This window comes from Bacillus sp. SIMBA_154, from assembly GCF_046536015.1.
Classification (GTDB): Bacteria; Bacillota; Bacilli; order Bacillales; family Bacillaceae; genus Bacillus; species Bacillus pumilus_P.
Genome location: NZ_JAWJBV010000001.1, coordinates 226,116 through 247,456, shown reverse-complemented (window position 1 = coordinate 247,456; position 21,341 = coordinate 226,116). Strand labels below are relative to the sequence as shown.

At 41.0% G+C, this 21,341-nt stretch carries 21 protein-coding genes, 1 pseudogene and 1 riboswitch; of the genes and pseudogenes, 2 read left to right on the top strand and 20 right to left on the bottom strand.

Annotation, left to right across the window (positions count from 1 at the left end):
• Positions 1 to 14 precede the first annotated feature (14 nt).
• From R0K30_RS01410 to R0K30_RS01385, 6 genes and pseudogenes are all read right to left on the bottom strand, one after another.
• Positions 15 to 803 (bottom strand): metallophosphoesterase, encoded by a 789-nt coding sequence (locus tag R0K30_RS01410; protein WP_410608674.1) that lies wholly within the window; start codon positions 801 to 803, stop codon positions 15 to 17.
• Positions 804 to 888: 85 nt separating this feature from the next.
• Entirely contained in the window at positions 889 to 1,341 is a 453-nt protein-coding gene (locus R0K30_RS01405) for a DUF2663 family protein (RefSeq protein ID WP_099728105.1), read from the bottom strand.
• A 65-nt stretch (positions 1,342 to 1,406) separates the two neighbouring features.
• A complete protein-coding gene (locus tag R0K30_RS01400) occupies positions 1,407 to 2,165 on the bottom strand; it encodes a LysM peptidoglycan-binding domain-containing protein (protein WP_230030335.1) in 759 nt (252 codons plus the stop codon).
• Positions 2,110 to 2,752: pseudogene (locus R0K30_RS01395) on the bottom strand (CPBP family intramembrane glutamic endopeptidase). Before R0K30_RS01395 ends, R0K30_RS01400 begins: the two are co-directional and overlap by 56 nt.
• Positions 2,749 to 4,257 carry a RecQ family ATP-dependent DNA helicase gene (locus tag R0K30_RS01390; RefSeq protein ID WP_249705732.1) on the bottom strand — a complete coding sequence of 503 codons (1,509 nt, stop codon included), beginning with the start codon at positions 4,255 to 4,257 and terminating at the stop codon, positions 2,749 to 2,751. The pseudogene R0K30_RS01395 and the gene R0K30_RS01390 overlap by 4 nt, the downstream one beginning before the upstream one ends.
• Complete coding sequence (locus tag R0K30_RS01385; RefSeq protein ID WP_099728109.1) at positions 4,250 to 5,302, bottom strand: YpbB family protein; 1,053 nt, start codon at positions 5,300 to 5,302, stop codon at positions 4,250 to 4,252. Before R0K30_RS01385 ends, R0K30_RS01390 begins: the two co-directional genes overlap by 8 nt.
• Positions 5,303 to 5,570: 268 nt before the next feature.
• On the opposite strand from R0K30_RS01385, the gene R0K30_RS01380 reads away from it, so the two are divergent.
• A complete protein-coding gene (locus R0K30_RS01380; protein ID WP_003215700.1) occupies positions 5,571 to 5,819 on the top strand; it encodes a ferredoxin in 249 nt (82 codons plus the stop codon).
• Between the two features lie 204 nt (positions 5,820 to 6,023).
• Here the strand turns inward: R0K30_RS01380 and fmnP are convergent, their stop codons facing one another.
• A complete protein-coding gene (gene fmnP / locus R0K30_RS01375; protein ID WP_230030339.1) occupies positions 6,024 to 6,608 on the bottom strand; it encodes a riboflavin transporter FmnP in 585 nt (194 codons plus the stop codon).
• 142 nt (positions 6,609 to 6,750) lie between these two features.
• Positions 6,751 to 6,882: riboswitch (FMN riboswitch) on the bottom strand.
• Between the two features lie 287 nt (positions 6,883 to 7,169).
• On the opposite strand from fmnP, the gene serA reads away from it, so the two are divergent.
• Positions 7,170 to 8,744, top strand: a complete 1,575-nt coding sequence (gene serA / locus R0K30_RS01370; protein ID WP_099728822.1) for a phosphoglycerate dehydrogenase — start codon at positions 7,170 to 7,172, stop codon at positions 8,742 to 8,744.
• Between the two features lie 34 nt (positions 8,745 to 8,778).
• Here the strand turns inward: serA and R0K30_RS01365 are convergent, their stop codons facing one another.
• The 13 genes from R0K30_RS01365 to R0K30_RS01305 all read right to left on the bottom strand — a co-directional run bounded on the left by R0K30_RS01365 (position 8,779) and on the right by R0K30_RS01305 (position 21,340).
• Positions 8,779 to 9,426, bottom strand: a complete 648-nt coding sequence (locus R0K30_RS01365) for a M23 family metallopeptidase (RefSeq protein WP_230030340.1) — start codon at positions 9,424 to 9,426, stop codon at positions 8,779 to 8,781.
• A 100-nt stretch (positions 9,427 to 9,526) separates the two neighbouring features.
• Positions 9,527 to 10,633 (bottom strand): sigma X negative regulator, encoded by a 1,107-nt coding sequence (locus tag R0K30_RS01360; RefSeq protein WP_249705730.1) that lies wholly within the window; start codon positions 10,631 to 10,633, stop codon positions 9,527 to 9,529.
• A complete protein-coding gene (gene sigX, locus R0K30_RS01355) occupies positions 10,545 to 11,153 on the bottom strand; it encodes an RNA polymerase sigma factor SigX (RefSeq protein ID WP_099728825.1) in 609 nt (202 codons plus the stop codon). The genes R0K30_RS01360 and sigX overlap by 89 nt, the downstream gene beginning before the upstream one ends.
• Positions 11,154 to 11,355: 202 nt before the next feature.
• Positions 11,356 to 13,137 carry an ATP-binding protein gene (locus R0K30_RS01350; protein WP_099728826.1) on the bottom strand — a complete coding sequence of 594 codons (1,782 nt, stop codon included), beginning with the start codon at positions 13,135 to 13,137 and terminating at the stop codon, positions 11,356 to 11,358.
• Complete coding sequence (locus tag R0K30_RS01345; protein WP_003215596.1) at positions 13,134 to 13,856, bottom strand: response regulator transcription factor; 723 nt, start codon at positions 13,854 to 13,856, stop codon at positions 13,134 to 13,136. The genes R0K30_RS01350 and R0K30_RS01345 overlap by 4 nt, the downstream gene beginning before the upstream one ends.
• An 86-nt stretch (positions 13,857 to 13,942) precedes the next feature.
• Entirely contained in the window at positions 13,943 to 15,121 is a 1,179-nt protein-coding gene (gene ccsB / locus R0K30_RS01340) for a c-type cytochrome biogenesis protein CcsB (protein ID WP_256498749.1), read from the bottom strand.
• Positions 15,105 to 16,784: a cytochrome c biogenesis protein ResB gene (gene resB, locus R0K30_RS01335; RefSeq protein WP_410608668.1), complete on the bottom strand. Its 1,680-nt coding sequence runs from the start codon at positions 16,782 to 16,784 to the stop codon at positions 15,105 to 15,107. Before resB ends, ccsB begins: the two co-directional genes overlap by 17 nt.
• Before the next feature lies 1 nt (position 16,785).
• Positions 16,786 to 17,316, bottom strand: a complete 531-nt coding sequence (gene resA / locus R0K30_RS01330) for a thiol-disulfide oxidoreductase ResA (RefSeq protein WP_099728829.1) — start codon at positions 17,314 to 17,316, stop codon at positions 16,786 to 16,788.
• Positions 17,317 to 17,406: 90 nt separating this feature from the next.
• A complete protein-coding gene (gene rluB / locus R0K30_RS01325) occupies positions 17,407 to 18,141 on the bottom strand; it encodes a 23S rRNA pseudouridine(2605) synthase RluB (RefSeq protein ID WP_034318807.1) in 735 nt (244 codons plus the stop codon).
• A gap of 135 nt (positions 18,142 to 18,276) precedes the next feature.
• The gene (locus R0K30_RS01320) at positions 18,277 to 18,813 is read right to left on the bottom strand and encodes a spore maturation protein (protein WP_099726779.1); all 537 of its coding nucleotides are present in this window, start codon (positions 18,811 to 18,813) and stop codon (positions 18,277 to 18,279) included.
• A 4-nt stretch (positions 18,814 to 18,817) separates the two neighbouring features.
• Positions 18,818 to 19,405, bottom strand: a complete 588-nt coding sequence (locus tag R0K30_RS01315; protein ID WP_099726778.1) for a nucleoside recognition domain-containing protein — start codon at positions 19,403 to 19,405, stop codon at positions 18,818 to 18,820.
• On the bottom strand, positions 19,393 to 20,544 hold the full coding sequence (locus tag R0K30_RS01310) for a D-alanyl-D-alanine carboxypeptidase family protein (protein WP_249705726.1): 1,152 nt from the start codon (positions 20,542 to 20,544) through the stop codon (positions 19,393 to 19,395). Before R0K30_RS01310 ends, R0K30_RS01315 begins: the two co-directional genes overlap by 13 nt.
• 316 nt (positions 20,545 to 20,860) lie before the next feature.
• The gene (locus R0K30_RS01305) at positions 20,861 to 21,340 is read right to left on the bottom strand and encodes a YpuI family protein (RefSeq protein ID WP_099726776.1); all 480 of its coding nucleotides are present in this window, start codon (positions 21,338 to 21,340) and stop codon (positions 20,861 to 20,863) included.
• Position 21,341 lies beyond the last annotated feature (1 nt).

The following is a 21,341-nucleotide window of genomic DNA, read 5'->3' as shown; positions in this document are numbered from 1 at the left end:
GAGGGTGCATCAAGTTAACGTGTTTTTAGAGGCATTAAATAGATCAGATGGGTTTCTGGTTCTGCCCCAAGACGCATTGGAATCTTTGTTGTTCCATAGCCATTACTAATCAGAAAAAAAGCGCCTTTGACTTGGCCTGTTCTCCCTTTTTCATACGGGCCAAATTTCCCGATGCGGATCTGTCCTCCGTGGGTATGACCACTCAGGACAAGATCGATTCCCTCTTCCTCACCCATCATGTGATGCACATCTGGATTGTGTGATAAGAGGATATTCACTTCATCTTTAACAAACTCCGGCCGTATCGCTTCATAATCTGCTTTTTCAAGCCGAATATCGTCGATTCCTCCAATTTTAATGGGCTGGCCTTCAAAATCCCACACAGCCATTTCATTTTGCAATGTGGTGACATCATAAGCATGAAGAATCTCTTTAAACTTTTGCTGATGCAGCTCATGGTCATTATTTCCCCAAACAAAATAAACCGGAGCAATTCTTGATAAACATTTCACATTCTCTTCAATCCTGGCATAGGGTACACCTTTTTCTGCTAAGTCCCCGCCTATCATAATCACATCTGGCTTTTCCTGCCTTACTTCTGCTAATAATGTGTCACTAATGAGGCGTCGATGCGTATCAGAAATAAAGAAAATGACTGCGGGTCTATCTGATTGAAGTGCTTCTATTGTAAAGTAATGCTTTTTGATGTTGTTTTGTTTTGCCGTTTTCACCATTTTTGCCGTTACACACACACCTGTTGTAACAGCCGCAATGGCGGCAGTAAATCCGATGGCATATTTCATCATAAATGGCTCCCTTATATATCTTTCTTTCATAAGACGCTTGAATGAAAAAAGACGTTTCAACTGTTAAACGTCTTTGCCTCATTTATTTACTTTCATAATAGAGATTAATGTCATATTGCTTCTGCATGTAGTGAAAAACCGTCTCACGCTCTTCCCACTGATTTGATTGAGGCCATAAATCTGTGCTTTTTTGTATAATTTCACATCTGAGCTTATGATATTCATCCTCAGCCTTTTCTTCTTTTTTCTTATAATAATACGATGCGTAAAAAGCAAACACTTCTGCCATGATCCAAAACAGAAACACCTCATGACCAAGCAGTGTTGCAATCATAGCTTCTGGCTGCAGCGAGCCTCCCGTTTTGGCTGTTATGACAAAATAAAACAAAAGAATGGCTAGAGATAGAAGGGCTGTCCACTGCCATCTTTTGCTCTGCTTTGCAAAACCCTCGTATTTGCGCTTTCTTTTGATCAATGTTTCAATCATTTTCTGTGTCGGCTGATCCATATAGCGGCTGATTGCGTGCAATGTCATCACATACACCCTGTCCCTTTTTTCTACATATGTATGTGCTTTTCAATTGATTCATGTCAATTAATTTAGTTTTCTAATGGGATATTCAGCACTTGTCCGCTGTACACACTATTTCCTTTTAAATGATTATACGCTTTGATCTTCTCTTCACCCGAACGATTTTGGTAATATTTCATGGAGATTCGATACAGGTTTTCCTCTGGTCCAACGGTATGCTGTATGACACGGACTGGTTTCTTTTCCTGCTTCTTTTTCTCTTCAGCTTCTTTTCGTTTTTTCTCTTCCTGCTGTTTTTGCAAAGCTAGCTGCTGCTGTTCACGCTTTTTTGCAGCTGCTGCTTTTTCACGCTCTGCCTTCTCTTTAGCGGCTTGCTCTTTTTTCTTTTGTTCAGCCTTTTCTTTCGATCGCTGCTTTTCTTTTTCTGCCTCTTTCTTTTTCTTCTCTTCAGCAGACGCATCAGCTTTATCAGCGCTTGAGTCATTTTTCGTTTCGACAAGTGCTGACGGGACTGGGTCTGTGTCAGCACTTGATGTTTTATCAATATATACGTCTTGATTATTGTTATGTTTGATTTCCTCTGATGTGTAGTAAATCAAAAGGAAGAATACACCGATGACGATAATAGGAAAGATAATAGCCAATGTCGTAAACAATGGATTGCGCACCTTTTTCGTGCGCTGCTTTTTATATTCATGAAAATCTTCCCGTGTAGGAAAGTGAGAGTCATCTGAAGGATGTACTTCTTCTTCAAGGTTTTCCTCTACATCGTCATGGATGTTTGTCAGCTGCTGTTTTTTTCTCTTCATTCTCGACATTTCTTCCATGTTCATCCCTCCCCCCTATATTTCAAACGAATCTGACATGCAAAAACGAAGTCAATGACAAAATGGGTCATGACCGGAACAAATAAATTCCCAGTCCACTCGTATAAAAGTCCTAAAAAAATACTAATGGAAATCACAAGGATAAACAAGAGTATTTTTGATAAATAGCGAAAGTGAAGAAGCGCAAACACAATGCTGGCGATCTCAAGTCCAAATTGCTGTTGAACGATCCCTCGGAATAAAATCTCCTCAGAAAAGGCAATGAACAGTGTTAACCAAACAATATGCGGGATGCTGCGATTTTTGAACATTTTTTCATTTAAGCCGCCATCATCATACATATGAGCGGGAAACACCTTCATGACAATTGCATCCACCATCATCACAAGCAAAGCGCCGCCGATTCCATAAGTCAGTATCCGCATATCATGGATCTGCCAAAGTGCAGTAAAATCAGTCCAATGATCGAACATAAAAATACCTAGCAAAAAAGAAACGATAAGCATGAGCAGCTGCGTGAAATACAGCTGTTCTACTACTTGTCGATCGGTTAATTTTTCAATGATTCGGCGGTGTTGTTCAATCAATGCTGCGCCTCTTTTGTCAGATGAAACATACGCTCCAGCACGGTCTTCCAGTGTTTCATTTCATTCAGCTCCAATTGTCGATCTTTTTTTTCATAATCAGATAGGTCAAGTCCGCAAGAAGAGCAGCAGTTTGCAGAGGAAGAGCCCTCCGTTTGATCAAGCTGTTCGTAAAAGTATGATAACAGAGATTGTCTAAAACAGCCTTGATGAGTGATTCGCTCTTTAAATTGCCACACTTTTCTTAGCTTTTCTGTTTGCCTGTCCTGCAGTTTTTCTTTCAGATTTTTGATGAGTACGCGAGGCTGTTTGGATTGGTACATGATGTAATAATGCGTCAGCATCCTCGCACGCGTTTCCTGAAGCCCTGCTTCCATCAATCGTTCACGTAATTTCTTTTCGTCATTTGTCGGCATTTGTGTTAATTGGGCTAAGAAAAAATCAATTTCTGGATCATCAAAGCCTTCTGCTTGAATCAAATGACTTTGAATATCCGCATCCTCTTCTGTATATAAAAGAACGCTCACACTGTTTTTCCCATCTCGTCCCGCTCTTCCAATTTCCTGCATAAATGCTTCAATTGATTGCGGGGGGCTCATATGAATCACAAATCGTATATCTGCTTTATCAATTCCCATCCCAAAAGCACTTGTACAGCAAATGAGATCAATTTGGCCGCTGATAAATTGCTGTTGAATGAGCATGCGGTCTCCTGCATCCATTCCGCCGTGATAAAATTCTACACGTTGATGGGTTTTTTGTTTGATGAAGAGTGAAATATCTTCTGTCATTTGCCGGGTCGGGCAATAAATCAGGCCAGGCCCTTGCAGGGTTTCCACAAGCTCAATGGCTCGTTTCTCTTTCGCTTCTTTTGTTTCATGCGCTTCTTTGACTAATGCAATGTTAGACCGGTTCACGGAATGAATATGAAAATCCGGATGCTGCAGGCGCAAAGTTTGCACTGTATCCTTTAGCGTTTGCTTAGTAGCTGTTGCCGTCAGTGCTAAAGCCGGGGGATGACCTAACGCTTCTCTCCATTCTCCCAGCTTGGAGTATTCAGGACGAAAATCATGCCCCCATTCTGATATACAATGGGCTTCATCGACGACAAAAAGACCAATATGCATCGACTGGAGCTGCTCTAACAGCACCTCTGACATTAATGCCTCAGGAGCGACAAATAAAAATTTATATGATGGCAAATGCCGAATAATATGACGTCTCTCCTGAAAAGACAGTGTGCTGTTAAGCGCCGCCACTCGTTTTTCCCCGCGCATTTTCATTCGTTCTACTTGATCCTCCATGAGCGATAAAAGCGGCGAAATTATGAGAACTAACCCCTCTGTCATATAGCCGGGAATTTGATAACAAAGTGACTTTCCTCCGCCAGTAGGCAGCATAGCAACCGTATCTTTTTGATTCAGTACACTTTGAATAATGTCCTCTTGACCCGCTTTAAATGAGTCGTAACCAAAGTATCGCATGAGCGTCTGATGAAGCTTATCCATTTGCTTTCACCATCCTTGTCAGTGCCAATCGTATTTGAAAATAAGTAAATGGATGCTCGAGGTTTTCTTTAATCAGCTTCATTTTGTTTGTTTGAAGCTGGCTGGCTACATCATGGATTGCCTGCTGCTCTTCGGGGCTCACATACGGTTCTATTAAGAAGCTCGGCTCATGTATGGACAGCTCCACAATATGGTCCTCGATCGTTGCCTTTTTTAATGAACGAATGTGGGCAATTTGATCAATGCTAAACCCTTTTTGTACAAGCTCAAGCGTTTTGTGGGTAGAGGTTGTTAACACGCGTTTGAATTCAAGGTCACCTACGATCAGCTGCATGATCGGCGCCTCACCTTTTTGTGCAGAATGAATAAAATAATGGAGCACATTCCAAAAAAGCAGGTACACATACCACACATCTTCTTTCACCCACTCAGCCATTTGCTGATACGTACGCCCGATTCTTTCATTTGAGGTCAATGAATAAACAAAGATCAGTGCTTCTCGATCACTTAAACGAGCAAGGAGTTTTTCAAGTTCATGATGCAGATCTTCAGAAAACTTTTTCTTATGGTGATGCTGCTTTAAGAAAGATTTCGTCCAGCTTTGAACCGATACATCTCTTTGAATTGGCACATATTGATGTGACCCTGCCGTATAATGAGAAAGCACTTGTACAAGTAAAGACAGCCTCATCCATAGCATCTTTGCTTTATCATGATACTGGGCACCATGAAAATAAGCGGGCAGCGGTTTTTCAGAAAAATACTGTTTTAGCATATGCTCTCCTGTATCCGTGACGCTGAATGTATCCCCTGTTTTTCTAATGAAGTGTTCCTCTTCAAGCTTTCGAACAGAGCGATTCAGCTGATCCCGCGTAAAACCTGGATAACACCCAAAATAGCTAGAAAGTTGAAACAAACTTGCATCCTGTATCGTTTGTGATGATTTTTTTCCTTTAAAAAGATGGTAGACAGCGCTAATGGAGCGTTCGCCGTTCAATTTATGTACACTGTCCATTAACATGACATCCAAGTAATGAATCGTCATTCATCAAAGCACCTGTCTTCCTGACAAAATTCGAATATTTTCTCCCTTTATTTTAACAGATTTCATAGAAGAAGAAATGTTTAAACTCAATTTATGGGGGAAAGTTATGAACAAACCCTTATGTGATAAGTATTCTCAATCACTTTACAGTTGAAATGTGAATTTAAAATCATTACAATAAGGTTTGAGGAAATTGGTTTTTTATCGGTGAAACTAAAAAGGTTAAACCATTTGTTCCATCGAACAATCTGGGAGGTATTTTTTTAACATGGCAAAATATACAATTGTAGACAAAGACACATGTATTGCTTGCGGCGCATGCGGTGCAGCTGCTCCAGACATTTATGATTATGATGATGAAGGCATTGCATTTGTTACGCTTGATGACAACCAAGGGACTGTAGAAGTTCCAGAAGTACTTGAAGAAGATATGCTTGATGCATTTGAAGGATGTCCAACTGATTCAATCAAAGTTGCGGACGAATCTTTCGAGGGTGACCCACTTAAGCATGAATAGTATAAAAGCCCCTTATGCAGGGGCTTTTAGCGTGTAGACAAACCCTCGCATTCTTTGTCAGGTCTGCGCTCCGGTGCTCGTCCTTCCTAGACTTCAAAGGTTTTCTATCACGCTGAGCTGAAAAGAAGACAAAGGGCTAAAATGATCTTTATTTTAGCCCTTTGTCAACAATCTGAAAGCCCCTTATACAGGGGCTTTTTTATATTAACTATTTTGAAGTCGGCGTTTATTTTCAAACCATGGACGCATTTTTACAAAAATAAAACTAAATACGATAGTAATGATGATCCCTTTAATAAAGTTAAAAGGTAAGATTCCTGCTGTAATGGTTGTCTTGAGCGCATGATCTGACAGTTCAGGCGCATTTAAAAACCATGTATACGCGGGAAGGAACAAGAAGTAATTTAAAATGCTCATCATCACAGTCATAAGCAACGTTCCCATGATCATAGACCACGCCATCCCTTTTGCTGATTTAATTTTTTTAAACATAAAGGCGACTGGCAAGATAAATAGTGTGCCTGCGATAAAGTTGGCGACTTGCCCAACAGGAACGCCAGACATACTGCCTTGGATGAGGTAATGCAGCACATTTTTTAATGCCTCAACGGCAATACCTGCACCCGGTCCATAAATTAATATCGCAATAATCGCTGGAATATCGCTGAAATCAATTTTTAAATACGCTGGAAGCCCTGGAAAAGGGAAATCCAATAAAATTAAAACAAACGAAATACTACTGAGCATACTTGTGACTACTAAACGTTTTACTCTACTTTGATTCAACATTCTCTCTCCTTTTCGATCAAATCTTTCGAAAAGAGGATTGTTCAATTTTCAGCCACAAAAAAACCGCTCTTGAAAACAGGAGCGGGGAATTTAGGCTAGACAAATAAACGTGTAAACAACGATGTTTTCAACGTTTATGAACCTCCATCTTCTCCCATCCAGACTATACTGTCGGCTTCGGAATCACACCGAATCCTGCCAAAAAAGGCTCGCGGGCTTAGAGACTATGCTCATCACCGCCGGTAGGGAATTGCACCCTGCCCCGAAGATTGATCATTATTCAATTCGACATCATTATATATGATATATGAGCATTTGTACAGATAAAAATCCTGAGCAATTTCATCAGTTTTAAAAAATCGTAAAAAACGTAAAAATTATAATGACAAATGCGTAAAAATTGGTTATCTTTTGTTTAAAGGTGTCCATTCTTTATAAAGATACTAAGAAATGTTCGTGTTTTCTTTTTCGCTTTACTGCTTTAATTTGATTGACACAGTGAAAAGGAATATGGTAAATTATCAGATATTTATGACGTTTATTTTAGGAGGAAATCTTACGATGTTTCGAGTATTAGTCTCAGATAAGATGAGCAATGATGGTCTTTTACCACTTTTAGAATCAGATTTTGTTGAAATTGTCCAAAAAAATGTAACAGAAGCAGAAGATGAATTACACACGTTTGATGCCTTACTTGTCAGAAGTGCAACAAAAGTCACAAAAGAACTTTATGAAAAAATGACTTCATTAAAAATTGTTGGCCGTGCCGGTGTGGGAGTAGACAATATTGATATTGATGAAGCGACAAAGCATGGCGTCATTGTCATCAATGCACCAAACGGTAATACGATCTCAACAGCAGAGCATACGTTTGCAATGATCTCATCTCTCATGCGTCATATTCCGCAAGCCAATATTTCTGTTAAATCAAAAGAATGGAACAGAGGCGCATATGTCGGTGCTGAGCTTTACGGAAAATCTCTTGGGATTGTTGGCTTAGGTAGAATCGGAAGCGAAATCGCCCAGCGTGCAAGAGCTTTTGGCATGACTGTCAACGTGTTTGACCCATTCCTCACAAAAGAACGTGCAGAGAAAATCGGTGTCAATGCCAAATCACTTGATGAAGTACTCGAAGTATCAGATATTATTACTGTACATACCCCATTAACAAAAGAAACAAGAGGACTCCTCAATAAAGAAACGATTGCAAAAACAAAAAAAGGCGTTCGCCTGATTAACTGTGCACGCGGCGGTATTATTGACGAAAGTGACCTTCTTGAAGCACTTGAAAGCGGCCATGTCGCAGGAGCTGCACTCGATGTATTCGAGGTAGAACCGCCTACCGATAATCCGCTTGTAGATCATCCGCACGTCATTGCAACTCCGCATCTTGGTGCATCTACAAAAGAAGCACAACTAAATGTAGCGGCTCAAGTATCTGAAGAAGTGCTTCAATTTGCAAAAGGACTTCCTGTCATGTCATCTATCAATCTACCAGCGATGACAAAAGACGAGTTCAAAAAGATTCAGCCTTACCATCAATTTGCAGGGAAACTTGGACGTCTTGTCTCTCAATCCATGAGAGAACCTGTCAAAGAAGTGAGCATTTCTTACGAAGGCTCTATCTCAAAACTCGAAACATCCTTTATTACAAAAAGTTTACTGTCTGGCTTTTTAAAAGAGCGCGTCGACTCGACTGTGAATGAAGTAAATGCTGGGATGGTAGCGAAAGAACGCGGCATTAGCTTTAGTGAAAAAATTTCTTCTAGCGAATCTGGTTACGAGAACAGCATTTCAATTGAAGTCAAAGGTGATCTTTCAACCTTTACTTTAAAAGCAACCTATATCCCGCATCTAGGGGAACGCGTTGTCTCTATTAATGGATTTAATATTGATTTTTACCCAGATGGACATCTTGTCTACATTCAGCACACGGATGCACCTGGTGTGATTGGTCAAGTTGGACAGATTTTAGGCGACCATGATGTTAACATTGCGACAATGCAGGTAGGACGTAAAGAAAAAGGCGGCGAAGCCATCATGATGCTTTCCTTTGACAAGCATCTTGAGGATGAAATTGTCCAAACATTAACTGAAGTACAAGATATTCTTTCTGTACGTCTGATCGACCTATAAAAACAATGGTAAACCTCATGCAAAAGCATGAGGTTTATTTTGTTGAAATCATTAAATGGCCACCCGTTCGAATGACATGAGTTGTGAGCTTATTGATCTTTTTCAATTGATCGACGGTCATCTGGTGTGCTTTAGCAATCGACCAGAGGGTATCTCCTTGTTGAATGACATATGTATGTTTTTCATGTCCGTTTACATGAAGGGCTGGCTCTTGGAAACGGTCCCTCGCGATGATTGTGAGCGGATCGACCGCATCCTCTTTGCTCACTGACCAATGGCCGCGGTGCACCTCAAAATGCAAGTGAGTGCCTCTAGAGGCTCCTGTGTTGCCTATGATGCCGATCGGCTGTCCTGCTTGTACACGGTCTCCATTTGTAACATAGCGCTCGTGTAAATGGGCATAGACGGTTTCATACCCATTTGGGTGCCGAATAAACACGACTTCTCCATATGTAGCAGAAACATAAGAACGAGTAACCACCCCTTCGCTTGCAGCAAAAATGGATTCTCCTTCTGGCGCAGCAATGTCTAATCCCTTATGCGAACCACCTCTTGTCCCAAACAAATCGGTAACCTCTCCTTTCACTGGTTCCACCCATTCGGTTGTTTTCTGTGCATGTGCAATTGGTGATAAAATAAGGAGCAAAAAACAGCTGGCGCATATGAAGCAATACCTTCTCATCAGTGACTCCCCTTCTTTGAGGTTCTTTTCATGACAGCTTAGTATACAGCAAGGATGCCCTTTTCTATACATCAAAAAAGAACGCAATATGTTGCGTCCTTTAACGATCTTTTATGACAACTGGATTTGGCAGAGCCGGCACCTCTATTGGTTCTTTTAATTCGTATGGTCCTACTTGATCTGTCCCTGCATTTTGAATCGTGACATCTGTAAAACCAAAATCTTTCGCTGTGAGCAGCAGACCTTCAATAAGTAGAATATGATTAATTGAGTCCGTTAATTGTGCTGATGCTCCAAACGTGATGGTCACATGTTTTCCTTTTGATGTCACTTCTTTAATTGGTTCTTTTTTAATTAATGGATCAAGTCCTGCATCGCTTGCCCGCTTCATGGCCTCTACCGCATCTTCATAAGATGAATAATGAGTTTTTGAGGGTACCAAAAATGTCCCGCTCTTATTCTCTAATACATAATAAGCGTGCTTTGTTTGTTTATCAATTGAAATCGTTCCAATGCTTCCATTTGTTCCTAATTGAAGATGAGAGCCTTTAACTGACTTGACTTGCACTTGGTTATATCGGCTCCATTTCAGTGTTTCTTTTACCATGTCTTTAAACCGGTTGGCTTCTTTTAATGTATCAAGAGACAAATCACTTTTTAGCTGAAAGACCAGCGTATCCCCTTTTTCACTAATATCCACCATATCAATATAAGATTGAAGAGGCTTTGTCATGTCAGGCAGCTGCACCTGTTCATATGTGCTCAGCATTGCCTGCACATGGTCGTGTTCATTCTCTTTTTCTATACTAATCGGGACAACTTGAGAAGTCGATTCATCTATGTATGCAATCGTCATATACTTTTGCTGGTCAGCATTCGAAACAACATGTGAGGGCTCATCTGTATGTTTTACCGCCTCTAATGTTGCATTCACCTGCCCTTTGTCAGCACTCGATTCCATCTTCACTCGCTTCATATCGTGAGCAGCCGGCTGAAATAAATGAGGAGAAATCAAAAACGCCATAAATAAAACCACAACGGTAGCCACCGCTGGACCGATCCATTTGACACTTTTCTTTTTCTTCCCGCTTGCCAGCAGCATCTGCTGATAAATCTGCTTAGATGAACGGTTGTCCTCCACCTTTGGAAGCTGACTTAGTAACACCTTGATTCGTTCTTCGCTCCAATCGGACCTGTTCGTTTTCATTCACTAGCTCCTCCTTCAAAAGCTCCATATGTTTTCGGAGCACTTTCAGGCCTCGGTGCTGAGTTGTTTTGACTTTGCTTTCCGAGAACTTTAACGCCTTTGCTGTCTCCAAGATTGAGTAGCCATGGATAAACCTTAAAATGATGACGGCTCTTTGATCAATGGTGCAATGATCAAGTGCGGCATAGATTTCTTTTACATTTTCATCCTGTACAGCCAGTTCATCTGGGAGTAAATCTGGATCTTTCACATCCTGCTTATCCCAATCAAACGTGCCGAGCACCCGTTGTCTAATGGTTTGCTGTTTGCGAAACCAGTCAATCGCCACATGCCTTGCAATTGAAAACAGCCAAGTTTTCTCGCTGCTTCTTCCTTCAAAAGTTTTATATGAGTGAAGTACCCGAATGTAAACCTCCTGAACGAGATCCTCTGCCTGATTTTTATCTTTTACCATATAAAATAAAAACTGGTACAAATCTTGATGGTACGAATCATATATTTTTTGAAAGGTTTCATGCATAGGAAACCCCTCCGTTCACTTATTTTTGTCGAGTGACTCTTACAAAACGTTACATTACAACTTTATGACAAATATATTACAAGTTCAACAATTTGGAAAGGGCTTTTTGTTTAACTTCTCCTTAAAAATATGAAAACAAAAAAAACACTTCGTTTTCTTTCGAAAAGAAGTGTTTCTCATGTAACAAGAATCTTCGTCAAGATTAGACGAGTTCCTGCCTTTTTCTAGGGATATAGAAGGTAAAGTGTGTACCTGTACCGGCTTTGCTGTGTGCATGAATGGAGCCTTGGTGTGCCTCTACAATGTTCTTCACAATCGCAAGACCAAGCCCAGTACCAGAACGTCCTCTTGTTCTTGCTTTATCCGCTTTATAGAACCGTTCGAAAATAAATGGCAGATCCTCTTCTGGAATTCCGCTGCCCGAATCTTTTACATCCATCTTCAGCCCGTTCTCCACCGATTGAACTGAGAAATGAACCTCTCCGCCCTCTGGTGTATGACGTATAGCGTTATCAATGAGATTGGTAAAAACCTGCTCAATCTTATCTGGATCGAATACAAAGTGCGGTTCTTCCACTTGAATCTCATACGTGAGGTTGATTTGTTTTTCTTTCGCAACACCAAGAAACTTACGATAGATTTTCTCAATCAGCTCTTCTGTATCTGTTGATTCAAGATTAAGCGTTATATGACCAGCTTCCATCCGTGCTAGATCTAGAAGGTCATTCACAAGACGCCCCATTCGAAGTGATTCGTCATAGATAATTTGCGCAATTTCTTTCTTTTCCTCTTCTGATCCAGCAATGTCATCTACAATGGCCTCACTATATCCTTGCAGCATAGCAATTGGTGTGCGAAGTTCATGACTAACATTGGCAATGAAGTCTTTTCTCAGCTTATCAAGTCTTCGTTCCTCTGTCATATCGCGAAGTACCGCGACTGCTCCCCTGACATCCTGCTGATTATAAAGCGGAGACATGAGAAGAACCCAAGTACGTCCTTGCAGCGACACTTCGATCATCTGCTCTTTTTCCGTGCTGACGGCTGTATGAAACAGTTCTCGTGCTTCTGGCGGCAGTTCATCTCCATCTTTGATCTTCATATTTTGCTCGTAATACCAAGCCTGCAAGAATCTTTCTGCAGGAGGGTTGGTCATAAGGATCGTTCCATCAATATTGATGGTGATGACGCCATCAGCCATACTGCTTAGAATGTTGGACAAATGTTCTTTTTCTTGATTTAAGGCTGTAATATGAAATTTAAGCTGCTTCCCCATTTGATTAAAGGCGATAGCCAGTTCGCCAATTTCGTCTTGCGTTAAAATAGGGATTTTTGTATCGAATTTCCCTTTCGCTAAATCCTGCGCTCCTTCTCTCATCTTTCTCAGAGGGTAGGTGACACGTGTAGATAAGAAGAAAGCAAATATTGTGGTAAGAACGATCGCAATTCCGGCAGCTAAGAAGATATAACGCGTCGTATGTTTGGTTGTTTGTTCTACAGCGAGGAGTGACTGAGAAAGAAAGACCATGCCTTTTTTTCCGTTTGCCTCAAAAGGAACACCTACTACAATTCGTTCGTCCTTCTGGTTGCCTGTATCAGGTTCTGCACGTTTACTGATTTTCTTTCTGTCTTTGAGTGCCTCGTTCAAATCTTTGTCCGCTTCAATTTGTTCCTTTGTTATCGCAGGAAGCTTTCCGCCTCTTTCAGACGAATACCATTCTAGACCATCTTCTTGAATAATCGCAATACTCGTCAATTTATCAGCAAGCTCTGATGTAATTGACCTTGCAAGAGATTGATCCTCATGTCTTTCTAAGATGACCGCTACTTTGTTTGCCATTTGTGTTAAATCAGACTTTGCTTCTTCCACATGATAATTCTCAATAAATTCTAAAAGAAGCACGGTCAAAATAGATAAAACAATCAGGACGAGGAAGAGAATGGTTAACCATAGCTTTCCTACGACACTTTTCCAAAGCTTCATTCAGCGCCGACCTCAAATTTGTACCCGACACCCCATACAGTTACGATTTTTTTCGCAGCTTCTGGGGACACTTTATTCAGTTTTTCTCGAAGTCGTTTCACGTGGGTATCTACCGTTCTCAGATCACCAAAGAATTCATATTGCCACACTTCTTTTAAAAGCTTCTCCCTGTCATAGACCTTATCTGGGGTTTTCGCGAGGAAGTATAAAAGCTCATATTCCTTCGGCGTGAGGCTTACTTCTTTACCATCAGCTGTCACTCTATGTGCATCGTGGTCAATAGATAAATGAGAAAACACAAGCACATCCTTTGTTGTGGTCCCAGTATTGAGATAAGAAGTTTGAGACGATCTTCTGAGCAATGCCTTCACGCGTAAAACAACTTCACGCGGGCTGAAAGGTTTTACAATGTAGTCATCCGTTCCTGCCTCAAATCCTTGGACACGGTTCGCTTCCTCACCTTTTGCCGTCAGCATAATGATTGGTGTGGCTTTTTTATCTCGAATTTGATTACATACTTCAATCCCATCTGTGCCAGGCATCATTAAATCAAGCAAAATGAGGTCATAATCCGTTTGAAGCCCTTTTTGAATCGCCTCGTCCCCATTTTCCGCTTCATCGATTTCATAATTTTCACGTTCTAAATACATTTTTAAAAGGCGGCGAATTCTTGCCTCATCATCTACGACTAATATTTTCGTTTGAGTTGTGTGTTCCATTAGACAATCCTCCTGCTTTCTCCGTTGTTACATTCATTTTAACAAAAAGCCGAATTGAATCATAAAGGTTGGCCTTTTTCTTGTGATTATGCGTAAGAATGCAGTCCCGCAATCACAAGATTGACAAAGATGAGATTAAACATAATAATGGCAAAACCGATCACGGCAAGCCAAGCGGACTTTTCACCATGCCAGCCTCGCGATAACCGAAGATGGAGATAGGCTGCATAAAAGAGAAACGTAATCAATGCCCATACTTCCTTCGGGTCCCAGCCCCAAAATCTTGTCCACGCAATTTGCGCCCAGATCATCGCAAAGATCAGTCCACCTAACGCAAATACAGGGAAGCCAATGGATACAGCCCTGTACCCAATTTCATCGACTAAATCGAGATTTACCTGTCTCACGAGCGGCTGAAGCAGAGCACTTAGTCGCTTGCGAATGATCAATCTAAGCAGTCCGTAAATGATCAGCCCGACGCCAAATGACCATAACACTGTATTGACCTTTCTGCCTGAAAAAACAGGTGGTAAATCAATGAAAGGCTCCAATCGATCTTGCGTCACAAGTTCCCCTTTATGAGGCCCGACTAAGGCTGGCATCTCATAAACCATGACACTTTCTTCTTTATTTTTATCTACCCAATTAAACTTCGCTTCATATCCTGTCATTCTAAAAACTGAAGTGACAGCGATAAACGAAAGTGTCACCACAATCATAAACATGACAAGCTCTAAACCAAACGTCTTCTTCCCTGGCTTTGCTTGATCGACATGCTTCAAAAGGAAGATGACACCTGCAACAAAACTGATCGCTAAAATGGCTTGCCCAAGTGCTGCTGTTGTCACGTGAATGTATAGCCAATTACTTTGAAGTGAAGGAATCAGCGGCGAAATATCTGATGGAAACATGCTTGCATAGGCAATAATCAATAAGGCTATTGGAAGTGTGAATAACCCAAGTACAGATACTTGATACACAAAATATAAAATGATAAATGCAAGCACCAGCATCATACCAAAAGCCGTTGTGAATTCAAATAAATTACTGACTGGTGCATGACCAGACGCCATCCATCTTGAAATAAAATAACCAAATTGGCTCAAAAAACCGATGATGGTGAGCGTAATGCCGATGAGTGCCGACTTATTCCTGCGCGGTCCATCCTCTTTCTTTTTTCCTTTAATGGCACCGCCAAAAAAAGGAACTGCTGCTAAATAAAATAGAAAAGCTGCAAATAACAGATTTTCACTGACTGCCGCCATCTAATCCTTCCCCCTTGCTTTTGCTGATACTCGTTGTATCAGGCAGTTCTTTTTGATCAACTGGCTGCTTGATGCCACTGCCACTCAGTAACACATTGAGATCGGACTTTAAGCCGAACCAGTTTTTGTTTGTGTGTCCTGCCACAAATACTTTTCCATCCTTTGCCGACAGCCAGATTCTTCTATGCTGCCAGTACATCCCCTGCACGACACCAATCATGAAGATAATCCCGCCTACGATAAGCACCCCGAGAGTTAAATCTTTTCTAACCGTCAATCCTGTTACGTTTTTCGTTTCAACACGATCAAACTTCATCTTATATATATTGTTATCAGAACCCTCTACTGTCTCTTGAATGGCCACAAAGCTTTTTTCACCTTTAGGTTTTTCAGGAGAAATCATTTCAAACACGAAAGCAGGATTATTCGGATTCCTTGTTTTCGTACTTGGCGTTCCATCTTCGTCAAAATAAAAATCAGGCAAATAGCTCATCACCTTGACTTTGTAACCGCTACCAAGATCATATTCTGACTTAGGCTCCAGCAGATTAATCTTCACTGTTCCAAAAGATTTTTCTGTATCTTTTCGAATCAGCTGAAAGACCATTTGATCGAGTTCATTTTGTTTAAAATCCACTTGATATAATGAGAAATTGTCAAACTTGAGCGGTTCGTTCACTTTAATATCGTGTTCTGTTACCCGCTTGAGCTTGGGCTTTTCACCAAAAACAACGTCTCCTTCACGTTTGTATAATATGGCATCGGTTTTATAACTTTTCACCACTTGACCGTCGCCAGCTTTTTCAATGGCATTTTCAAACACTTCTTTTTCATTTCCAGATTCATAACGATCAATTGAAAACGCATTATTTTTCAAGAAGTATTGACCATCCGTGCCAGGGATCGGTGCTGTTTCGCCTTCTCTCACCCACAGCGTTTCATCGACATACATGCCTGGGACAAACCGGAGCATCGAGCCAATGAGAAAGATAATTAATCCGATGTGATTGACGTAAGGTCCCCAGCGTGAAAAGCGGCCTTTTTCACCTAAAATATGTCCATCTTCTTTTCGCACGCGGTAACGCTTTTGTTTCATCGCTCTAACGATGCCTTCATATGTATGCTGATCTAATGTTTTGTCTGTTTCGCTGAATAGACGCTGCCTTCTCATAAAGCTTTCTTTTTTGACAACACCTTGATTTTTAAGTGCCCGATAAAGAGGAATGACCCGGTCGAGACTGCAAATCACAAGGGAAATTCCAATAGAAGCTACAAGGGCTAAGAACCACCAAGAATTATAAAGATCATGGAATCCAAGTATGTAATATAGCTTGCCAAACGATCCATATTGCTCTTCATAATAGGTGGAAGCTGATGCACCTGGCGGAATAAATCGCTCCTGCGGAAAAATGGTTCCAAGCGAGGAAGCTAACAGTGTGATGACAATCAGCCACACACCTACTTTAACGGAAGAAAAAAAGTTCCACACTTTATCAACAATCGTTTTGTTGTATGTTTGCGAGCGTCTCGCACTGCCGTCATACCTCATATCTAGCAGCTTTGAAGAATTTTTCTCTATTGCCGCAATGGGATTCCCGCATGATTCACATAGAACAGTACCGATTGGATTAATATGTCCACAATCGCACTTTATCTCTTTCATTCTAAGACCCCTTTGGTTTAATCAAATTCATATATTCATAGACATTACGTTCTGTCATGGTTCCCTTTATGACTTTGATTACCTTGCCTTCAGGATTAATTAAAAATGTGGTTGGCAGCGGCGTAATATCATATGCCTCTGTGACTTGACGGTCTTTGTCCATGGCAACCGGAAAATTTACACCATAAGCATCCATAAAATTCTTAACGGCAATATTTGATTCCCCAACATTCACTGCAACAATTTCCACACCGCGATCCTTGAACACTTCATATTGATTCGCCATATAAGGGAATTCTTGTTTACATGGACCGCACCAGGTCCCCCAAAAATTAAGAAAGACGCCTTTGCCTTTTAAGTCCTTTAATTCAATCCGCTCCCCATCCACAGATTGAAGGACAAAGTTAGGTGCAATAGATCCTTCTTTGACTCGATCCTGTTTGGCAAATACTGAGTTATACATTGTATAACATAGTGCAACAAGCATCACGAGGAGAATGCCCGTCCGTATGAAAAATCGTCTTTTCTTCATCTGAAGTACCCCTTCCCCCTAGACATTCAGGTAAATTATAGCATTCTCCTTCTTTTGATGCTTCTTCATTTTTTGAAGTTTATGTGAAAATTAGTTAGCACTTTTCCCGTGATCAGCAATCGCTCTTAGGCGTTTTACTTCATGCGGAGTTAATTCTCTGCGCTCTCCCGGTCTCATGCCTTCAATATGAAGGAATGCATATTGCTCTCTTTTTAGCTTTAAAACGTCATGACCAATCGCTTCAAACATGCGGCGCACCTGTCTGTTTCTACCTTCATGAATGGTTAATTGAACAATAGATGTTTGCTTTCGTTTATCAATAGAAAGCATTTTGGCACGAGCACGTGCTGTCTTTTTATGATCTAGCATGATCCCTTTTTCGAGCTTTCTGAGCAATTCCTTTGAAGGGATGCCTTTTAGCTTCGCTGCATACGTTTTATCAATTTCATATTTCGGGTGCATGAGTGTATGGGCAAATTCGCCATCATTTGTAATCAAAATCAAACCGCTCGTATCATAATCTAAACGGCCGATTGGATAAAGGCGCTGCGGGATATCATCAAAGAAGTCTGTGACGACTTTACGTCCTTTATCATCCTCGGCAGCTGAAATGACGCCGCGCGGTTTATAAAGCATAAAGTAAACCGGTTCTTCTCTTTCTAGCTTTAATCCGTTGACTTCAATTTTATCTGAAGAGCCCACTTTCACTCCAAGCTCTGTCACTGTTTGACCATTAACGGTAACTCGTCCTTCTTTAATTAATTCTTCAGCCTTCCGCCTAGAAGCGACGCCGGCATGTGCAATTACTTTCTGTAAACGTTCCATTTGTCTTTCACCTCATGTACTATCTTACTTGCTTGACTTAAAACAAACAAGCATTCGTCGAAAAATAAGCGTTTCGTCTGTCTAATTTCAGCTAAAAAACTGTTTTCCATCCATTAAATACAAAAAAGCGCCTGATTAGGCGCCGCTAAATAACAAACTGACGATAATAACAGATGCAATGACACCAATGAGATCTGCTAACAGACCTACTTTCAGCGCATCCCCCATTTTTTTAATACCGACTGCTCCAAAATAGACCGTTAAAATGTAAAGAGTGGTGTCTGTTGATCCTTGCATGACAGCTGCGAGCTGGCCAATAAAAGAATCTGGACCATATGTCGCAATTAAGTCTGATGTCATGCCGAGTGCAGCTGTTCCTGATATCGGACGAATAAACGCAAGCGGCACCAACTCTGTAGGAAAGCCAATCGCTGTAAATATGGGTTTTAATAACCCCATGACAAAGTCAAGTGCACCTGACGCACGAAATATCGTTATGGCTACAAGCATACCAACTAAATATGGAATGATTGAAAAGGCAATCTGAATGCCTTCTTTACCGCCTTCCACAAATGTTTCATAAGTCGGTACTTTTTTGATGGTTCCAGCAATCAAAATGCCTGCGATGATCAGTGGAATCAAAGCAAGTGAAAGCCAGTTAATAAATGCCACAAGATCACCCCCGCCTGCTTCTGCGATAGTGGAAATAGCGATCAATGATAATCGCACCAATTCCTGAAATAAGTGTCGCCAAAATGGTTGGTCCAACAATGTCTGTTGGCTGATCTGCGCCATAGGTCATTCTAATGGCAATGACGGTTGTTGGCACAAGTGTAATAGAGGATGTGTTGACAGCTAAAAATGTAATCATAGATCGGCTCGCCTCATTTTTGCCGCCATTTAATGTTTTCATCTGCTCCATCGCCTTAATGCCAAGCGGTGTAGCGGCATTCCCGAGACCAAAGAAATTCGCCATGAGGTTGGACAGGATATACCCCATTGCTGGATGATTAGGAGGAATATCTGGGAATAGCTTTGAAATAAAAGGGCGGCACAATTTACTAAGGAAGTTTAACAGCCCCGCTTCTTCTGCAATCTTCATCAGTCCGAGCCAAAAAACAAGTACACTAATCAAACCAATTGAAATGGTGACCGCTTCTTTTGATCCCTTAAATACAGCTTCATTCACTTCCTGCATCGTTCCGTTAAACATCGCATAAACAAGCCCGATGACAGTGAGAAACACCCAAATTAGATTGACCATGAAGATCCGCCTATAGATGTCTGAAAGACAGACTTAAACATTTCTTGAAAGCTTTTTTGAGGCATTCGGTTGCGTTTATTTTCATAAAAAATCGGTACTTGCTCGATCACCTGACCATCTAATAAGAACGTCATTTTTCCTACGACATCTGGGATGGCTTCGGCGTTTTTTTTCCACTTCTTTTCGGGAGTGAGCATTTCAGTTTCAATCTCCACTAATTTTTTCTCATCTTCATTTAAAAAATAGTCCACATCACGCTGAATAAACGCTTTTTTTTCGTAAAAGGTCCCTTTTAACGAAGCAAGCCTTCCTTTTTCAGCAAGCACATATGTTTTATAGTGATCAAATGCATACTCAAACATAGAGATATGATCTTTCCAGTCATCCGGCGCATTAATGGTCACAGCAATTAACGCAGCATCTCCTTTTGCAGCTGTGGAGACGAGCGTGCGTTTTGCAAGCTTCGTATATCCCGTTTTCCCTCCAGTCGAATATTGATATAAACCGGTGAGCAGCTTGTTTTTATTTTTCCAATAGCCTTCCATTGTCTTCGCTTTATAGAAAGTCGTGCCGGCAATTTTTTGATAATGTCTATGCTCCATAGCGTATTTAGTTAAAATCGCCATATCATAGGCTGAGGAATAATGGTTTTTATGATCATCGAGCCCATGTGGATTTTGAAAATTCGTATTTTCCATTCCTAGTTCAGACGCCTTTTGGTTCATCATAAAAATAAAGCCTTCTAAGCTGCCGCCAATATGTTCAGCAATGGCAACAGCTGCATCATTTCCAGAACGCAGCATCAGCCCGTACGTCAGGTCTTCTAAGCTCACCTTCTGCCCTTCCTTTAAATAAATCGATGAGCCCTCCGCTTGAATCGCCCGTTTTGATATTTTGACGGTGTCTTTCATTTTTCCTGATTCAATGGCTAATACAGCCGTCATAATTTTTGTAATACTGGCGATTCTCCTTTTTTCGTGCTCGTCCTTCCCAAATAGGACTCTGCCTGACTGTCCATCTATTAAAATGGCGCTTCTTGCACTCACCGATAACGATATGTCTGCTTGAGCAGCTGAGGAAAAAGGCAGTAAGAGTGTAAATAGAAGAAGGACTGCTGTTCCAATTTTTAAATAGGGCATGTTCATTCACGTCCTTGTCCGTTTTGTACAAGTGTATGCGCGGCTGAAAAAGTTATGATGCCTCGTCCATAAAAAAAAGCGCCTCTATATTTAGAGCCACTCTCAGCGTGTAGACAAACCCTCGCATTCGGTGTCAGTCCTGCGTGCCGGTGCTCACGAATGTCAAATTCGCTCCGCTCCGGTACTCGTCCTTCCTAGACTTCAAAGGTTTTCTATCACGCTGAAAAAAGAAGACAAAGGACTAAAATAAAGATCATTTTAGCCCTCTGTCAACAATCGAAGCGCCTCTATATTTAGAGCCGCTTTTCATTCTTGCTTATACCATTTTCATTTGTTGATGAGATGTCGTATATTCTAGCTCTTCTCTCATTGTTAAAAAGTCTTTTTCTAATGAAGAAAATAATCGCTTTACATCAGCCGATACTTCATGGCGGAAAACAATGCTGCTTTTCCCTGTATAGGCCGAACGGCTATCTTCATACCATGTATCCTTTTTCGGCGTAAAAAATTCTTCAATACATTGATGATAAATACGGTGAAGCGTCTGCTGAGCCGCTTGCTGCGGGAATGTCTGCTGCTGGCCGATTTTTTTGCAAACTGCCGCTGCATCCTCGCTATACACTGCAAGCTTCCGTAATGTACTCAATATGTCACAATAATAGGCTTCCGCTTCGGGGTTTAATCGTTTCAAGCTTGACAAGGTAGCTTCGTTCAAAAAACCATTCACTTCAGTTGCAACCTTTAATAAAAAGACGCCTGCTTGATCAACTTGAGCCTTTACATTCATATGTGCCATT

Bases quoted from the DNA above. Each gene is read 5' to 3' on its own strand.
- R0K30_RS01380 (WP_003215700.1), top strand. From the start codon at position 5,571: ATGGCAAAATATACAATTGTAGACAAAGACACATGTATTGCTTGCGGC.
- ccsB (WP_256498749.1), bottom strand. From the start codon at position 15,121: ATGGCGGCAGTCAGTGAAAATCTGTTATTTGCAGCTTTTCTATTTTAT.
- R0K30_RS01345 (WP_003215596.1), bottom strand. From the start codon at position 13,856: ATGGAACACACAACTCAAACGAAAATATTAGTCGTAGATGATGAGGCA.
- resB (WP_410608668.1), bottom strand. From the start codon at position 16,784: ATGAAAGAGATAAAGTGCGATTGTGGACATATTAATCCAATCGGTACT.
- R0K30_RS01400 (WP_230030335.1), bottom strand. From the start codon at position 2,165: ATGGAAGAAATGTCGAGAATGAAGAGAAAAAAACAGCAGCTGACAAAC.
- resA (WP_099728829.1), bottom strand. From the start codon at position 17,316: ATGAAGAAAAGACGATTTTTCATACGGACGGGCATTCTCCTCGTGATG.
- rluB (WP_034318807.1), bottom strand. From the start codon at position 18,141: ATGGAACGTTTACAGAAAGTAATTGCACATGCCGGCGTCGCTTCTAGG.
- fmnP (WP_230030339.1), bottom strand. From the start codon at position 6,608: ATGTTGAATCAAAGTAGAGTAAAACGTTTAGTAGTCACAAGTATGCTC.
- R0K30_RS01385 (WP_099728109.1), bottom strand. From the start codon at position 5,302: ATGACGATTCATTACTTGGATGTCATGTTAATGGACAGTGTACATAAA.
- R0K30_RS01305 (WP_099726776.1), bottom strand. From the start codon at position 21,340: ATGGCACATATGAATGTAAAGGCTCAAGTTGATCAAGCAGGCGTCTTT.
- R0K30_RS01390 (WP_249705732.1), bottom strand. From the start codon at position 4,257: ATGGATAAGCTTCATCAGACGCTCATGCGATACTTTGGTTACGACTCA.
- R0K30_RS01360 (WP_249705730.1), bottom strand. From the start codon at position 10,633: ATGAAAACGAACAGGTCCGATTGGAGCGAAGAACGAATCAAGGTGTTA.
- R0K30_RS01410 (WP_410608674.1), bottom strand. From the start codon at position 803: ATGAAATATGCCATCGGATTTACTGCCGCCATTGCGGCTGTTACAACA.
- sigX (WP_099728825.1), bottom strand. From the start codon at position 11,153: ATGCATGAAACCTTTCAAAAAATATATGATTCGTACCATCAAGATTTG.
- R0K30_RS01405 (WP_099728105.1), bottom strand. From the start codon at position 1,341: ATGACATTGCACGCAATCAGCCGCTATATGGATCAGCCGACACAGAAA.
- R0K30_RS01310 (WP_249705726.1), bottom strand. From the start codon at position 20,544: ATGCCCTATTTAAAAATTGGAACAGCAGTCCTTCTTCTATTTACACTC.
- serA (WP_099728822.1), top strand. From the start codon at position 7,170: ATGTTTCGAGTATTAGTCTCAGATAAGATGAGCAATGATGGTCTTTTA.
- R0K30_RS01365 (WP_230030340.1), bottom strand. From the start codon at position 9,426: ATGAGAAGGTATTGCTTCATATGCGCCAGCTGTTTTTTGCTCCTTATT.
- R0K30_RS01350 (WP_099728826.1), bottom strand. From the start codon at position 13,137: ATGAAGCTTTGGAAAAGTGTCGTAGGAAAGCTATGGTTAACCATTCTC.
- R0K30_RS01315 (WP_099726778.1), bottom strand. From the start codon at position 19,405: ATGGTCAATCTAATTTGGGTGTTTCTCACTGTCATCGGGCTTGTTTAT.